Origin of the sequence: Parabacteroides distasonis ATCC 8503 (genome assembly GCF_000012845.1) — a bacterium.
In the GTDB taxonomy this organism is placed as follows: domain Bacteria; phylum Bacteroidota; class Bacteroidia; order Bacteroidales; family Tannerellaceae; genus Parabacteroides; species Parabacteroides distasonis.
The window spans coordinates 4,408,366-4,424,612 of sequence record NC_009615.1 but is presented as its reverse complement, the minus strand read 5'-3'; the positions used below and the strand labels follow the sequence as shown (position 1 = coordinate 4,424,612).

Sequence of the window (16,247 nt, the reverse complement as noted above, 5' to 3'; positions counted from 1 at the left end):
GACAGTCTACTATTTAATGTTTTAGCCAAATATCGTAATCGTGTAAACGCTGTATCAACAAGGCCTTGCTTCTCTTAGGCGAAGGGTCATCCCGCCAGGGATCTACCAGCTCATGCGCCATACGGTAATACAGGTTGCTATTCGTGCAGCCGTAAAGCGTGACGAGCAGCAAGGCACGAGAATTCACTGCCTTAACCAATGGAAGCATATTGCGTAGGGTGGAATGCAAGCGTTCAAACTCCTCTTCCTGAGCCAACAGCTTATAGGCCGGAAGGAGTAATGAGTAGACCTTGCAACGCATCACGTCGGTCTCCACACGAAGGGAAGCATAGCCCTTCAGCACCTCACGAACCAAAAGTTCGTCTTCCTTTCCCAATTTGCCCGAGAGATAATAACGCCCCAACGCCTTGTGCATACCTTCCGATAAACGATCGTTATCCAAATGGGTATAAACATGCTTGCCTTTCGTATTCAACTCAATCAGCTCATACTCGCCTTGCCTTACCTCAAATAGAGGAACCCACATACAGTCAAGGATACGTACCATGACATCCTTATGACCTCCACCCGGTTGCACCACCACCTCAGCTTCCATCCCCATGAAAGAACCCGAGGTGATACGTACACGGTCACCTTTCAGCAAGCGACCGCTATCCGGTACGTACACCGGAAGCTCATTGGAATAAGATTCTGCCATCCAGCGTAAGGTCTCCATCTCATGATCTGACAGGTAAGGGAAATAAGAGTGTTCGCCCACGGATACCCGAGGAAGAAGATTATATAAGGGCATGATACGTTTCAAACGGAAAATCTCATTCTCCGAAGCATGGATAAACACATAGTTGTATAAAAGAGGCTTCCTCGTATTGACCATCTTGCCTCCCACCTTGCGAGCCTCGACATACGAGGGGGCAAAGTACTCGAACAAGGGTTCCCCACAACGTTTACGACGGGAAAGCTCGGCATCTAATCCTTTTGACGAATAGATATTATCACGTCCCCCTATGGCGGTAGGAAGCGTCAGTGCGTACCAGCGTACAGCCTCCTGACTACGGCGATTGCGTATATGCACCATAGCTCTATCAGAGCTATTACTTGTCATGATATTCATTGAGGAAGATAATTCAGAGCCTTACCAAGATATTCTTGTAATACCCTGATAAATAAACACTTATGTGAAAATAAAAAGGAATTACTGAAAATTTGCATCCCTTCAATACTCATGCTACTTGGCGAGTAGCCAAACTGACTGCTACTTGGCGAGTAGCCTTAACAAGAGGAGTGAAAGGATATTCCTTAGTTGTAGAGACGGAGCGTGTCCCGTTTCATCCCCTTACAATGGTATTTTAGTTACTATCAGGCGGTGGGAGACGGAGCACGCTCCATCTCTACATGATGTTATATGGAGTTTACTTTGGATAACGTGATGATTTCGGGAATAACGAGGCCATTTCGTTTCTATTGCCATGTCTATACATCAGAAATAAGAACGAAGATTTAAAGAGAATTAAGGTTGAAACACAAACAAAGCCTAATATTTGCTTGTGTTATGTTATTTTTTACTACATTTGCGGCATGAAATGAGCGCTACTCGCCAAGTAGCGTACTTTTCTTCACCCTACTTTCGGCGCATAATTATACACACTCTCGAAACAAAGTTTGTTTACGGTCGAGAGCTTTTCTAAAGAGAAACTCTTCAAGTATATTTGCGTAGTCTTGATAGATTTATGCCCTAACAGTTCACTGATCATCTCAATCGGTACGTTTTGCTCCTTCAAGGTCGTGGCGAAAGAGTGACGAATCGTGTATGAGGTAACCCGAGTACGAATACCGATGGATTCCGACAGTGTTTTCAATCTGCGGTTAAAACCTCCTAATACGGTATTATATTCCTTGTAGGCATCCTCACCGGTCTTCATTCCCTCTAAAAATGGAAACAGATAGGGCGAATCCTCGGTTGTATCGGCTGCCAACTCATTCAGCAGCCCTTGTGCCTCCGCTGGGATCTCCACCTGTATAAGGGATCCGCTTTTCTGCCGATAATAAGACAAGATCCCTTCCTTGATATCCTCCTTTCGCAAATGCGCCAAATCTACGAAAGCCATCCCGCAAAACAAAAACATCAGGCAAAAGGCTGATTGAGTCCTCTTCTGTTGCGGATCTGTCACTGGGCTTGTCATCAGCAAGCGCAGGCTTTCCGAAGGCAACGCCTTTTTACGTTTACTCTCAACCCCCGTAAACACATTCTTAAACAAATGAGGGATATAGGCAGCCTCACCCACCTCTACCGCTAAATTATAGATGTGACGAATCCGGCGCATATAAGTAGATACCGTGTTACGAGCACATCCCTTGGCCAACAGCCAAGATTGATAACGCAAAAGTGTATCCCGATTAATATACGCATAAGGAATCTCTTTCCGGCCACAAAAACATTTAAACGACCTCAACGCATCTTGATAACTCTTCGCCGTGGAATAACGCTTTTTCTCACGCAGGCAGGTGATATACGTAAGTACACCCACCACAAAATCATTCTCATTCATACTTTATCTCCTTAAGAATTAATACATAAAAAAATCCTCTATCTCTCCGTTTACACAGGAAAGATAGAGGATCTTCATAAAATCCTTAAAGAAATATATTATTTTCCGGCTTTCTCAGCAGCAGCTTTCTTATTGATCTTCTTCTTCTGCAACTCGTAAGCGATCGGAGTAGCGACGAACAAAGTAGAGTATGTACCGATAATGATACCTAATAAGATAGCGAACGTAAAGCTTCGGATCGTGCTACCGCCCAAGATGAAGATACACAATACAACCACCAACGTAGTCAATGATGTATTAAATGTACGACACAAGGTAGAGTTCAACGCATCATTGATCACTTGATAACGATCACGCTTCGGATACAAAGCGATTGTCTCACGGATACGGTCGAATACAACCACGGTATCATTGATAGAGTAACCGATAATCGTCAAGATAGCTGCGATAAACGTCTGGTCTACCTCCATTGAGAACGGAAGAACCTTCCATAACAAGGTATAGAAAGAAATGATACACAATGTAGTCGTAGCAACAGAGGCGAACGCACCAACAGAGAATGACACATCACGGAAACGAAGCAGGATATAAGCGGCCATACAGATCATGGCGAAAATTACCGCTAAGATAGCGCTATTCTTGATATCGTCTGCCATGCTAGGACCCACCTTCTGCGAACTCTGTATGAAAGTAGTCGTGAACTCATCTAATGTAGTTCCTTCCGGAAGTAAGGATTTCACGCCCTCAAACAATTTATTCTCGATCTCTTGATCTACCGTAGGATCGTTATCATTGATCTTATAGTTGGTAGACACACGTACTTGATCCGCTGTACCGATCTGGATAACACTAACAGAACCGTCTAACTGAGCGTCCAGCATATTACGAACATCGTCAGTCTTCACCTCTTGATTAAAACGAATCACGTAGTTACGTCCACCCGTGAAATCGATACCGTTATTCAAACCGATCGTCATCATGGAAATAGCACCCAATACGATAATAGCGGCCGGAATCAAATAACCGACCTTGCGAGCACCCAAGAAATTGATCTTCGGGTTTGTCAGCAAGTCTTTCGTCAGAGAAGTCGTGAATGTCACGTTCTTCAATTTATCTTTCGCTAACAATGCCTCATAAACGATACGAGTCAAGAACACGGCTGTAAGGAATGAAGCGAACAAACCGATGATCATCGTCGTAGCGAAACCACGGATAGGACCCGTACCGAAATAGAACAATACGATACCGGTAATGATAGATGTCAAGTTTGAGTCGAAGATAGCGGAGAACGCATTGCTGTAACCGTCGGCGATAGCCTTTCCTAAAGACTTACCGGCACGAAGTTCCTCTTTCGTACGCTCATATATCAATACGTTAGCATCGACTGCCATACCTAGCGTCAACACCATACCGGCAATACCCGGCAAGGTAAGAACCGCTTGGAAAGAAGCAAGGATACCCATCGTGAAGAAAATGTTCAATACCAAAGCACCATCGGCGATCAATCCCGGTACCAATCCGTAGAATGCGCACATATAAACCATCAACAGCACCAATGCCAAAACGAAAGAAATCACACCGGCATTGATAGCCTCTTGTCCCAAAGACGGACCAACGACGTCTTCTTGAACGATATGTACGGAAGCAGCCATCTTACCCGATTTCAATACGTTCGCTAAGTCCTTCGCCTCTTCCGGTGTAAAGTGACCGGTGATTTGTGAACGACCTCCCGTGATCTCATCGTTTACGTTCGGAGCGGAATAAACCATCTCATCCAAAACGATAGCGATCTGGCGACCGATATTCTCTTTCGTCAAACGAGCCCAAGCCTTAGAGCCTTCGGCATTCATAACCATGTTAACCATTTGCTCTGAACGACCGGCTTGTTGCATAAAGTCAGCGTTAGCATCTGTTACTACGTCACCACCTAAAGCGGGACTTCCGTCACGGTTCGTTACCTTCAAGGCATATAACTCAAAGAACTGCTCTTTATCATCGATCGCCTTTACACCCCATTTTAAAGCCAAGTTACGAGGCAATACCTCTTTCACTTGTTTCATGTTCAGGTATTCGCTGATCTTCTCCATATCTTTTGCTTGAGCGATACCTACCGTCGAACCCGGAGACAACTGACCGTTGTACTGGCTAATCTGCAATAAAGCAAATAATGGATGTTGCTTAGCGAACTCTTCCATGCTTTGATTAGCTTCCGTATCTTTTTTATCTTGACCAAGCTCAGCCAACAAAGAATCGGCCTCACTTACATTCGCATCAGCGGCATCAGCGATTTTCTCAACATTATCGGTAGCTACAGAATCAGCGGAAGTCTCCTTACTTAGGATAGTAGCCAATACATTATCAGCGGCAACCAATTGTTGATAGATTTCCGGCAACTTATAAGTTTCCCAGAATTCCAAGTTAGCGCTACCTTGAAGCAACTTACGAACACGTTCCGGTTCTTTCACACCCGGCAACTCAACCAAGATACGACCCGCTGTCTCCAAACGTTGGATGTTCGGAGAAACCACACCGAAACGGTCGATACGAGTACGCAATACGTTGAATGAGTTATCAATCGCACTCTGCAACTCTTGTTTCAAAACAGAAACAACCTGAGCGTCAGAGCTCTGGGGCGTGATTTTATCTTTTAACTCGAATGTACTGAAAATAGCGGAAAGACGTGCGCCGCTATCCAACTTCTTATACTCCTCAGCGAAAAGGTCGATGAAATCTTTTTGGCTAGTCGCTTGATGCGCGTAAGCTAAATCCAACGCCTTGTTGAAATTCTCGTCTTGGTTGTTGTTAGACAACGAACGGATTACATCCGCCACGTTCAACTCAAGGACAACGTTCATACCGCCCTTTAAGTCAAGACCTAAACTAATTTCCATTTCACGGCATTGCTTAAGCGTATAGCCTAACCATACCTTCTGAGTAGATAGTGAGTCTAAATAAGCACTCTCTTTCGCAGGATCTCCACCCGCATACTCAGCGGCTTTACTGTTGTAATGTTGCGTCACGAACGAGAACGACAAATAGAACAAACAGACAAGCGTAAGTAACACCGCGAAGACCTTTACAAATCCTTTGTTTTGCATCTGAATCTTAGGTTTATGTTATTACATTATTTATATTCGTTTTTTCACAGGGTGCAAATATAGACTTTTTTTCTTTGATAAAGAGCAATTAGTATAATTATTTGTCACGCTCATAGTTTATTTCAAACGCAAATGTATATCTTTGGGGCTAAAATAATAAGGAAAATATACCATGAAACAGTTATTATTCGCTCTGTTATTTATCCCCGCCCTGCTATTCGCACAAGAGGATCAACACTATCTGGCAGGGGCCGTTCCGGTTGCAGACGGTAAAGTCGTTTTTACCCGAGAGATTAATGCCCCCTCTTTAAGCAAGGCACAAATCTACCAACAACTATTAAAATGGGGACAAGAAAATTTTAACACAAAGGAAAGTAGAGTAGCTTATCAAAATGAGGCAAAAGGCGAGATCGCCATTATCGGAGAAGAATATATAGTATTCTCCAGCACAGCCTTATCCCTCGATCGGGCGATGATGAAATACCGTATTATCATTGAATGTAAGGAACATGCTTGTACCCTGCAACTTGCGGGCATCCGATATGAATATAACGTGTCTTACCAGAACGAGCCGGAGAAATACCTAGCCGAGGAATGGATCACGGACGAGTATGCCTTGAATAAGAGCAAGACGAAATTGAACCGTATCAGCGGTAAGTTCCGTAAGGCCACGATTGACTTCGCGGACAAGACGTTCGATAGCGCAACCAACACATTAGGCGCACAGTTGCTGACAACCGCACCGATAGAACCAGTATCCGCTCCGCAACGGGAAACACGAGCTGTGGCACCGATGGAAGGTTTCGTAGCGTTCCAAGCTGACAAAATACCTAGCACGATCCTCCAAATGTTACCGGACAACGCTTTACAAATCAAAGCCGTAAAAGGAAATACGACCGACGCAAACGTTGAATGGAAAGGCATAGGCAATATGTTCGGTAAAACGATCAGTACAATCTCCATATCCAAAGATAGTCCTGCTTATAAAGCGATTGGCAATAACGATGTATATCGATTATCCTTCTCCAAGCCCGGCACATCTGCCGATGCGCCATGGATTATTATCGAGTGCCGTAAACAAGGCGAGACCTCCGAAGGACAGCAAACGATGTTAATCGGCGAGATTACGAATGTATGGATCAAATAACGAAAAAGAGAGTTGCATTTATGAAAAAGATTCTATTATTAATATATATGATGTTCCCTGTGCTAGTCATGGCGCAGGGGCATAAAGGCGAGGTAGACGAATGCGCCCCCATGAAAAACGGGAAGGTATGCTATAGCGATGATGTAGAGATCGAGAATACCTCTAAACTAGAAATATTCAACGCTATTAACGCATGGGCTAAGAAATCTTATGGAAAAGATGTCTTCTTATCCAACGTAAACTCGAACAAGAACAAAGGGACCATCTTCGTAAGCTCTAAGGTTGAATTATTGTTGAATGATACAGACAAGACTATCATTAAATATAAAATGCGTATCACCTGCTTCGACAACCGGTACACGATCGAGGCGAGCGATATCGTATATCAATATGATCCGCTAAACGATAAAAAGTACAAGACCTATAAAGCGGAAGATGTAATCGCCAATAATGGGGATAGCAATACGATAGCGCTGATCAAAGATCCTAAGCTATTCTGTAACGCTACCTTCTTCTTTGTCGAGAACTTGTTCGCCGACGTATTTGACGCTGCGCAGAACGCAGAATCCGAGTGATGAAACCCTTTTATTCAAGTTTCAGATAACACCATAACGGGTAGTGGTCTGAATAAGCGACCTTATCCACGGAACAATTCATAGAGGTCATGTTCGGGGAATGCAGGATATTATCGATACGGAACCAGAAGAAATTTTGATTATAGGTAATGCCCATTCCCCGGCCAGACTCGGCAAAGGCATCCGTCAAATCCCCTTGGATCGTACGGTGCGCATAAGAAATAGGCGTATCATTAAAGTCACCGCATACTAAGACATAATCTCCTTTCGCGTTCTTAATCTCTTTTGATACCGCTTCCGCTTGCTTAGCCCGAATCCGGAAAGCAGGTCCTAGCTTTTGCTCGAACGCTCCTTTCAAATCGTCCAACCCATCCGAGCTAAAGCTCTTTATAAGGGATGAATAACGGGTCCGATCCTCCATCGTCAGCTTAAAGGATTCCAAATGGTTATTAATCAAGGTCAACTTCTTTCCCTTGATGTTCACTTCATGTACGGAAGAGCCGTTATAATCCGAATCGTATTTCACCATCCGGGAATTCGACAGCGGATATTTGGAGAACACAGCGATGCCGAAACTCTGGAATTTCGTGGAGCTTTGATAAAATACGGAACGATAAGGATACATGCTCAACGCATCATAGATCTTAGAGGCAGTAAGGCTCTTCTCTGATTTAGCCGTGGCATATTCCTGCAAACAAACAATATCTGCGTCCGAGTTAGCGATATATTGGATAATCTTGTTCGGAGCTATCTTCGTATGATTCTTGTACCCAAAAGCCATCACATTATAAGTCAGCACCTTCAGTACCTCTTCCCGAGGGACATCCTTATGCGAGTGAAACGGAAAATAGCGTTTCACGGGACCCCAACATAACAAGAAGGAGAATATGCCGATCAATAAGAACTTCCATTCCCATAAGAACAGCCAATAGATAATAAAGCAAAGATTGACTACACATAAGACTGGAAAGGCTAATCCCAGATAAGATAACGTCATACTCGTCTCAGGAGACACCCGATCCGAGTAAGCCGAGACTATCAACAACACGACAGCCACCACATTCGCTACGACAAATAAGAATTGAAGAAAAATCCGTAGAGTTTTCATAAGTATCTGTTATTTCTTACTGGCGTCGAAAAGTCGCTTTTTCTCTTCAGCGGAAAGGCTCTCATAACCGGAACGTTTCAATTTATCCAGTATAGTATCTAGATCCACCGACTCCTGATGTTTGCGTGCGTTATACTCATAATCCGTTTCGTTACGTTTATAAGTCACACGCATCTTCGGTTTCCGTTTGCCCAAATTCACGAACCAGTCGATCAACCGATTCATTGGAGCGGTCAAGTCCTTTCCATTACGAATACGGGAAGCGAACCACATACCAAACAAAGCCCCGCCGATATGGGCGATATGTCCTCCCGCATTATCAGAAGTCATCGCCAACAAATCGATCACCAGCGTAAAGATAGCCAAATAAATTAATTTGATCCTTCCGATCAAGAATAAATTAATCTCCAAATCCTTCCGGTAAAACGACACGGCGAAAACGATCGCCATAACAGATGCCGAAGCCCCCATCAAATAGCTAAAAGAAGCCACGTTCTGGAAATAAGGGAAAATATTATAAGCAAGGACAAACAATATCGCACCCGCAAGACCTCCCAATATATACAAGCCTCCCAACTGCCGCTCATTGAAGAAATTCAAGAACAATCCCCCGAACCAATACAACCAAAGCATATTGAACAAGATATGCAAGAAGTCAAAATGAGTGAACATATAAGTAAACAACGTCCACGGACGGAAGAGCAAAAGTTCCGGAGAAGCCGGTAACTGCAAATACTGCAAAAAAGGTACCCCTTGCACATTAAAGAGCATAAACAATACGCTGGCCAAACGTATCAAGATAAACAAGCCTACATTTATATATATCAGTTTCGACAGGATATTGCCCGACTGAAACATACGCTTCAAATTAGTAAAAATACCGTCCATTGTCTGCATCTTTCTTTTTCCAATAACGAATTAGGAAATAACCGAATAACATACCCCCCAAATGAGCGAAATGCGCTACCGTATCGCCACCAAAACTAGCCACACCCATAAATAGTTCGGCAAGACCATAAAATATTACGAAATATTTGGCTTTAATCGGGATCGGTATGAACATCAAGTACAAAGGAACATTCGGGAAGATCATCGCGAATGCCAACAAGATTCCGAATACGGCACCCGAAGCGCCAATGGTCACGAAATAATTCAAGAACTCGCTTTTGCTGATAATCTGGGCTCCATTCAAGTTTATCATGTCTTGGCTAGCGAAGATCACATCCCGCAAATTAAAGAACCATACCACTTCTTGTACCAAACCGGCGCCTATACCCGTCACGAAGTAAAAAATCAAGAAACGTTTGGGGCCCCATACGTTCTCCAATACCCGGCCGAACATATAAACGGCGAACATATTAAAAAACACATGCGCAAACGAATGGGTATCGTGCATGAACATATAAGAAACGATCTGATAAGCCTTGAAGTCGGTAGCACCCGGGAAGTGAAGCCCTAATAAATCCACCAAATCGATGCCGACTTTCGGCAGTGCAAGGCTGGCTACCCAAAATAGCAAGTTTATAATGATAAGATTTTTCGTTACCGGCGGGATACTATTCAAGAATCCCGAATTTGTCTGATTCATCATATACTACGTTAATTTAGCGGCAAAGGTAAATATATTTTAGCCGTTTTTGCCCATAATAATACTAAAACATATGTAAATCGGTAAAAAAAGTAGGTTTTTCTTTTGTGATATTTCAAAATAAAACTACATTTGGAGCCGTCTATCGGTTATCATAGTTTTGTTTAATATATTAACAGTCAAACCATCATGAACAAATCAGAATTTATTAGTGCAGTCGCTGAAAAATCAGGTCTCAGCAAAGTGGATGCTAAAAAGGCAGTAGAAGCTTTTGTTGACACAGTTTCTAACGAATTAAAAGAAGGCGGTAAAGTCGCTCTACTTGGCTTCGGTTCATTCTCTGTGTCAGAGAAGGCCGCTCGTAAAGGTGTTAACCCGAAAACTAAAGAAACCATTGAAATCGCAGCTCGCAAGGCCGTGAAGTTCAAGGCTGGTGCTGAATTGAACGAGCTAATCAAATAAGAAACACCATTATTCTCTATAGAAGAAGGATACGATGCAAATTGTATCCTTTTTTTGTGTACCTTCGCGTACAAATAAAATCCGAATTATAGTTAGACGAATATGGTTATCGAACAACAGATTACCGGGGCTATCATAGCCGGCATCAAAGAGCTGTACGGAGCGGATGTCACCGCTAGCCAAGTGCAGTTACAAAAAACGAAAAAAGAATTCAAGGGGCACTTGACCCTAGTCGTATTCCCATTCCTTCGCATGTCGAAGAAATCTCCGGAGCAGACCGCTCAGGAAATCGGTGAGTACTTGTTGAGAAACGAGCCAGCGGTAGCTGAATTCAATGTAATCAAAGGATTCCTTAACCTGACGGTCGCTTGCTCTTGCTGGATCGATTTACTGAACTCGATCAATGAGCAGCCCGCTTACGGTATCATTCCGGTTACCGAGCAGTCACCTTTGGTTATGATCGAATATTCCTCTCCCAATACAAATAAGCCGCTTCACTTGGGCCATGTCCGTAATAACTTATTAGGATACAGCTTATCGAAGATCATAAAAGCGAACGGTAACCAGATCGTAAAGACGAATATCGTAAACGATCGTGGTATCCATATCTGTAAATCCATGTTGGCTTGGCAGAAATGGGGAAATGGAGCTACCCCAGAGTCTACCGGAAAAAAGGGCGACCATCTGATCGGTGACTTTTACGTATTATTCAGCAACAAATTAAAAGAGGAGACCCATGCGTTAGAAGCGAAAGGCCTTACCAAGGAAGAAGCCGAGGCTCAATCCACCTTGATGGCGGAAGCCCGTGAGATGCTTCGTAAATGGGAAGCCGGAGACAAAGAGGTGCGTGCGCTTTGGGAAATGATGAATAATTGGGTATACGCCGGGTTCAACGAGACTTATAAGATGATGGGCGTAGATTTCGATAAGATTTATTACGAGTCTCAAACGTATCTGGAAGGAAAAGGCAAGGTGATGGAAGGCCTAGAGAAAGGGATTTTCTATCGCCGTGAAGACGGCTCCGTATGGGCTGATTTGACGAAAGACGGGCTGGATGAAAAATTATTGCTTCGTGCGGATGGAACTTCCGTCTATATGACGCAGGATATCGGTACCGCCAAGCTGCGCTTCGACGATTACCCGATCAATAAGATGATCTATGTGGTAGGGAACGAGCAGAATTATCACTTCCAAGTATTATCGATCTTATTGGATAAGTTAGGCTTCGAGTTCGGCAAAGGATTGGTCCACTTCTCCTACGGAATGGTAGAGCTACCGGAAGGTAAGATGAAGAGCCGTGAGGGAACGGTCGTAGATGCCGATGATTTGATGGCCGAGATGATCAGTACCGCACGTGAGATTTCCCAAGAATTAGGGAAATTGGACGAGATGACTCCGGAAGAGGCTGAGAATATCGCCCGAATCGTAGGTCTTGGCTCCTTGAAATATTTCATATTAAAGGTAGACCCTCGCAAGAATATGACGTTCAACCCGAAAGAGTCTATCGACTTCAATGGGAATACGGGACCATTCATCCAATATACCTACGCCCGTATCCGTTCCGTATTGCGCAAAGCGGCGGAACAGGGCATCGTATTACCGGAGCAGTTACCGCTTACTTTCGCCATTTCCGAGAAAGAAGAGAACCTGATCCAAATGATCGCCGATTATGCGGAGATCGTGAAAGAGGCAGGTAAGCTATACAGCCCGGCCTGTGTCGCCAACTATATTTATGATCTGGTAAAGGAATACAATCAATTCTATCACGATTTCTCCATCCTTCGCGAAGAGAATCCGGAATTGAAGAACTTCCGTTTAGTCTTATCCGCCAATGTAGCTAAGATCGTGAAATCCGGTATGGATTTATTAGGCATCGAGGTTCCGGAAAGAATGTAACGATAGAAGATGAACATAAACGAGAAAACAAGAAAGGCTCTCCTTCGATTTCAACAAAATGAAATCACGGAGAGCCTTCTCTATACGCAACTCGCCGCTATCGAGAAAGATCCAAGCAACAAGGAAGTATTACTACAGATAGCGAATGACGAGAAAGGACATTATACGATCCTGAAAAAGTATACGGGGCAAGAGATCTCCCCGAATAAATTACGTGTCACCAAATACTACTGGTTGGCACGTATCTTGGGGATTACTTTCGCCATTAAGCTAATGGAAGGTAGCGAGGAAAGCGCCAAGAATGATTACGCCTCTTATGATGAGTATCCGGATTTGCAACAAATCGCACGTGACGAGGATGAGCATGAGCAGAGGTTGATCGCCTTGATCAATGAGGAACGGTTGGAATATATGGGTTCTGTCGTACTGGGGCTAAATGACGCTTTGGTAGAATTTACAGGTGCTTTAGCAGGCTTTACCCTTGCCTTGAGCGACTCTAGATTAATAGCGTTGACCGGAAGCATCACTGGAATAGCCGCCGCATTATCCATGGCTTCCTCCGAATATCTATCTACCAAGTCCGAGAATGGAAATGAAAACGGGAAACATCCTGTTAAGGCATCGATCTATACGGGAATAGCTTATATCTTTACGGTAGTCGCCTTGGTCGCTCCATTTATCTTTATATCAAACGTATTAATGGCTTTAGGGCTTATGCTCATCATAGCGTTGAGTATCATCGCCCTTTTCAACTATTATTATTCCATAGCGAGAAGCGAGAGTTTCCGGAAGCGTTTTACCGAGATGGCAGTACTTAGTTTTAGCGTGGCCGCATTAAGCTTCTTGATCGGATATGCGTTAAAAGAATTTACGGGCATCGATGTCTAAAAAATCATAGTTATGTTTTGAAAAATTCATAGTTATGAGTTTAGTAAATCATAACTATGAATTTTTAGAGCTATAATCAAGCCTTTTTCCGTGTCGTACGTTTCTTCGTCGCAGCAGGTTTTTCTCCCGCCTCGGCGATTATCTTCTGGCATTCCTCCAAGGTCAAGTTCTCTGGTTTCTCTATCGTCTTAGGGATTCTGTAATTCTTTTTCTTATAAGAGATATAAGGGCCGAAGCGACCATTCAAGATCTCCATTTCCGGATCCTCATCGAACTTCTTGATAAATCGTTGCTCATCTTTTTGTTTTTTTGCCTCGATCAACTCGATAGCTTCCTCGGCTGTTATCGACAAAGGATTCAAGCCCTTCGGTATGGATACGAACTTTCCGTCATGACGGATAAACGGGCCAAAACGTCCGACAGCGGCAACCATGACCTTACCTTCATATTCACCAATCGTACGGGGTAGATCAAACAATTTCAAGGCTTCTTCCAAAGTAATCGTCTCGATAGATTGCCCCTTCATCAAGGTTGCGAACTGAGGTTTAGGAGCCTCTTTATCCTCTGGGTGCGCCTGCCCGATCTGTACGACTGGGCCATAACGACCGATCTTCACGAAAACAGGTTTGCCGCTCTTCGGATCGATACCCAATTCACGCTCACCCACTTTATGCTCCGTACGGACAGAGGCTGCCTCTTCCACGATCGGATGGAATAGTTTATAGAATTTATCGATAGCGTCCGTCCATACCATCTCGCCTTCCGCTACGGCATCGAATTCCTTCTCTACGCTCGCCGTGAAGTTATAATCCATAACGCCCGGGAAATACTCCATCAAGAAATCATTCACGACCGTACCGATATCGGTTGGCATCAACTTATTCCGGTCCGCTCCTACGATCTCCGTCTTTTGGACTTCCTTGATCGTATGCCGGTCCAAGGTTATGATATTATAAGTACGCTCCGTTCCTTCCTTATCCCCTTTCACAACATACTCTCGATTCTGGATCGTCTGGATCGTAGGAGCATAGGTAGAAGGACGACCGATTCCCAATTCCTCCAAACGGCGAACCAAACTTGCTTCCGTATAGCGGGGAGGACGTTGCGTGAAACGTTCGGTAGCGACGATATCCTTCATACTCAATACCTCGTTCAAGGTAACCGGAGGAAGAAGGCCGTTTTCCTGTTCCTTCTCATTCTCGTCATCAAAACTCTCGCGGTACACCTGAAGGAAACCGTCAAAAGTAATGACCTCACCGGTAGCCACGAACTTCTCTTTCTTGCCGCCGATGCCTACGGAGATCGTCGTACGCTCCAACTCGGCGTCCGCCATCTGGCAAGCGATCGTACGTTTGCGGATCAATTCGTATAATCTCTTTTCCTGAGCGGTCCCGCTTATCTCATCATTGCTGATATAGGTCGGACGAATCGCCTCGTGCGCTTCTTGCGCTCCCTTGCTCTTGGTATGATATTGACGGAATTTATAATATTTCTCACCGTAGGTATCCAAGATAGCCTCTTTTGCCGTCCCCAAAGCCAAATCACTTAAGTTCACGGAGTCAGTACGCATATACGTGATCAATCCGGACTCATACAGGCGTTGGGCGATCATCATGGTCTGCGAGACCGAATAACCCAACTTACGGGCGGCCTCCTGCTGCAAGGTAGATGTCGTAAAAGGAGGGGCTGGTGTTTTACGCACCGGCTTTTTCGAGATATCATCGATCGTGAAAGAAGCGTCCTTGCAAGATTCAAGGAATGCCTCCACCTCTTCCTTATCTTTCAAACGACGGTTCAGCTCCGCCTTGAGGATTGTCGTACCATCCGGCAAGATAAAGCTAGCGATCACACGGTAGGCGGCCTCCGAGACAAACTCGTTGATCTCTCGCTCCCGCTCTACGATCAGACGTACGGCAACCGATTGCACGCGCCCCGCGGATAAAGCCGGCTTCACCTTACGCCAAAGAATGGGGGATAGCTCGAAACCCACGATACGGTCTAAGATACGACGGGCTTGCTGCGCGTTCACCAAATCGATATTGATATCTCTCGGCGTCTCGATCGCATGTAATATAGCGTTCTTGGTAATTTCATGAAAAACGATACGTTTCGTATTCTCAGGTTTCAATCCTAATACCTCATATAAATGCCAAGAGATGGCCTCTCCCTCCCGGTCCTCATCGGAAGCCAACCAAACCTGCTCGGCTTTCTTGGCTTCGTTCTTCAATTCGGTCACGAGTTTCTTCTTATCAGAGGGAATCACGTATTCCGGGGCATAATTGTGTTCGAGGTCTATACTGAAATCTTTCGTTTTCAAGTCGCGGATATGACCATAGCTAGACATAACCTTATAGTCCTTTCCGAGGAACTTCTCGATGGTTTTTGCCTTGGCGGGTGACTCCACTATTACCAAATTCTTTTGCATATCTATTTTTTGCTGGTTAGAAATCGGGTGCAAACTTACACAAATAATTAACGTACGCAGTATATCGGTCACTAAAAAAGCGTTTTTTCCTATACATTATATATATAGTCATGCGTTTCTATTTACCTTCGCGGGACAAAATCAAAAAGCTATTCAAAAATATGGAAGAGATAAAGCGACTTATTTCAGAGAATAAACTAGAAGAAGCGATCCGGCTCTTGGACGCTTACCTCACGGAGCAACCGAGATCCGACGAGGCTTGGTTTCTCCTCGGAAAAGCTCATTATAAACTAGGCAACGTACGCCTAGCCCTCAACAGCTACCTGCAAGCGATAGAGATCAATCCGGAAAGCCCGGCACAAGCGGCCTACGATATGGCGATCAAGGTGCTGGATTTTTATAATAAGGATATGTACAACCATTAAGAAGACAGAGCACCCGCACCCAAATAAATTCTAGAAGTACAAGTAACTCGACTTTATGCATTTATGAAGTTAGTTGTTATTGATATAGC

At 44.2% G+C, this 16,247-nt stretch carries 13 protein-coding genes; 6 read left to right on the top strand and 7 right to left on the bottom strand.

Annotated elements, in window-relative coordinates:
• Positions 1–13 precede the first annotated feature (13 nt).
• From nusG to secDF, 3 genes are all read right to left on the bottom strand, one after another.
• Entirely contained in the window at positions 14–1,111 is a 1,098-nt protein-coding gene (nusG, locus tag BDI_RS18040; RefSeq protein ID WP_012056090.1) for a transcription termination/antitermination protein NusG, read from the bottom strand.
• 502 nt (positions 1,112–1,613) lie between these two features.
• Positions 1,614–2,546, bottom strand: coding sequence for a tyrosine-type recombinase/integrase (locus BDI_RS18035; RefSeq protein WP_012056089.1), 933 nt, complete (start codon positions 2,544–2,546; stop codon positions 1,614–1,616).
• A gap of 98 nt (positions 2,547–2,644) precedes the next feature.
• Positions 2,645–5,644, bottom strand: coding sequence for a protein translocase subunit SecDF (secDF, locus tag BDI_RS18030; RefSeq protein WP_012056088.1), 3,000 nt, complete (start codon positions 5,642–5,644; stop codon positions 2,645–2,647).
• Between the two features lie 172 nt (positions 5,645–5,816).
• Here secDF and BDI_RS18025 point away from each other — a divergent pair, with 172 nt between their 5' ends.
• On the top strand, positions 5,817–6,791 hold the full coding sequence (locus tag BDI_RS18025; protein ID WP_009276207.1) for a DUF4468 domain-containing protein: 975 nt from the start codon (positions 5,817–5,819) through the stop codon (positions 6,789–6,791).
• 20 nt (positions 6,792–6,811) lie between these two features.
• Positions 6,812–7,366, top strand: a complete 555-nt coding sequence (locus tag BDI_RS18020; protein WP_005859247.1) for a DUF4468 domain-containing protein — start codon at positions 6,812–6,814, stop codon at positions 7,364–7,366.
• A 10-nt stretch (positions 7,367–7,376) separates the two neighbouring features.
• On the opposite strand, the gene BDI_RS18015 is transcribed toward BDI_RS18020, so the two are convergent.
• Genes BDI_RS18015 through BDI_RS18005 form a run of 3 tightly spaced genes read right to left on the bottom strand, consistent with a single transcriptional unit; the run spans position 7,377 to position 10,065 of the window.
• Complete coding sequence (locus tag BDI_RS18015; RefSeq protein ID WP_009276208.1) at positions 7,377–8,474, bottom strand: endonuclease/exonuclease/phosphatase family protein; 1,098 nt, start codon at positions 8,472–8,474, stop codon at positions 7,377–7,379.
• Positions 8,475–8,483: 9 nt separating this feature from the next.
• Positions 8,484–9,362, bottom strand: a complete 879-nt coding sequence (locus tag BDI_RS18010) for a rhomboid family intramembrane serine protease (protein WP_012056087.1) — start codon at positions 9,360–9,362, stop codon at positions 8,484–8,486.
• Positions 9,343–10,065, bottom strand: coding sequence for a rhomboid family intramembrane serine protease (locus BDI_RS18005; RefSeq protein WP_005859254.1), 723 nt, complete (start codon positions 10,063–10,065; stop codon positions 9,343–9,345). The genes BDI_RS18010 and BDI_RS18005 overlap by 20 nt, the downstream gene beginning before the upstream one ends.
• Before the next feature lie 186 nt (positions 10,066–10,251).
• Here BDI_RS18005 and BDI_RS18000 point away from each other — a divergent pair, with 186 nt between their 5' ends.
• The 3 genes from BDI_RS18000 (at position 10,252) to BDI_RS17990 (ending at position 13,308) form a co-directional block, all read left to right on the top strand.
• Positions 10,252–10,524, top strand: coding sequence for an HU family DNA-binding protein (locus BDI_RS18000; RefSeq protein ID WP_005859256.1), 273 nt, complete (start codon positions 10,252–10,254; stop codon positions 10,522–10,524).
• A 102-nt stretch (positions 10,525–10,626) separates the two neighbouring features.
• Positions 10,627–12,420, top strand: coding sequence for an arginine--tRNA ligase (gene argS, locus BDI_RS17995; protein WP_012056086.1), 1,794 nt, complete (start codon positions 10,627–10,629; stop codon positions 12,418–12,420).
• A gap of 9 nt (positions 12,421–12,429) precedes the next feature.
• A complete protein-coding gene (locus tag BDI_RS17990) occupies positions 12,430–13,308 on the top strand; it encodes a VIT1/CCC1 transporter family protein (protein WP_005867660.1) in 879 nt (292 codons plus the stop codon).
• 76 nt (positions 13,309–13,384) lie between these two features.
• Here the strand turns inward: BDI_RS17990 and topA are convergent, their stop codons facing one another.
• Positions 13,385–15,733, bottom strand: coding sequence for a type I DNA topoisomerase (topA, locus tag BDI_RS17985; protein ID WP_012056085.1), 2,349 nt, complete (start codon positions 15,731–15,733; stop codon positions 13,385–13,387).
• 161 nt (positions 15,734–15,894) lie between these two features.
• Between topA and BDI_RS17980 the strand changes: the two genes are divergently transcribed.
• A complete protein-coding gene (locus BDI_RS17980; RefSeq protein WP_005859264.1) occupies positions 15,895–16,158 on the top strand; it encodes a tetratricopeptide repeat protein in 264 nt (87 codons plus the stop codon).
• Positions 16,159–16,247: the final 89 nt, after the last annotated feature.